Source organism: Cellulomonas sp. P4_A2 (assembly GCF_056402515.1).
On the sequence record NZ_JBFUHG010000044.1, the window covers coordinates 1 to 738 of the forward strand.

Genomic DNA, 738 nt, shown 5'->3' on the forward strand with positions numbered 1-738 from the left:
TCTCCCGGCTGGTCAGGCCGTTCCTGCTGCGCCGCAAGAAGTCCGACCCGGGCATCGCCCCGGAGCTGCCGCCCAAGACGGAGACCGACCACCCCGTCTTCCTCACCCGCGAACAGGCCACGCTCTACGAGGCGGCGGTGCGCGAGACCATGGCGTTCATCGAAGCCTCGGAGGGCATCGCCCGCCGCGGTCTGATCATGAAGCTGTTGGCCTCGCTCAAGCAGATCTGCAACCACCCGGCGCAGTATCTGAAGGAGGAACCGACCCGCCTCATCGGCCGCTCCGGCAAGCTCGCCCTGCTCGACGAGCTGCTCGACACGATCCTCGCCGAGGACGGCTCCGTGCTGATCTTCACCCAGTACGTGACGATGGCCCGCCTCCTCTCCGCGCACCTCGCCTCGCGCGCCGTCCCCTCCCAGCTCCTGCACGGCGGAACACCGGTGGCCGAGCGGGAACGGATGGTGGACCGCTTCCAGTCCGGCGAAGTACCCGTCTTCCTGCTCTCCCTCAAGGCGGCCGGCACCGGGCTGAACCTCACCCGCGCCGCCCACGTCATCCACTACGACCGCTGGTGGAACCCGGCCGTCGAGGAACAGGCCACGGACCGTGCGTACCGCATCGGGCAGACACAGCCCGTCCAGGTGCACCGGCTGATCGCGGAAGGCACCGTCGAGGACCGGATCGGCGAGATGCTGGCGGCCAAGCAGGCCCTGGCCGACGCGGTCCTCGGCACCGGAG

At 69.6% G+C, this 738-nt stretch carries 1 protein-coding gene; it reads left to right on the forward strand.

Features of this window, described 5'->3' with window-relative positions:
• Positions 1-738, forward strand: a 738-nt coding sequence (locus tag AC1DUE_RS19980; RefSeq protein WP_477041156.1) for a DEAD/DEAH box helicase, incomplete at both ends; no start/stop codon positions are given.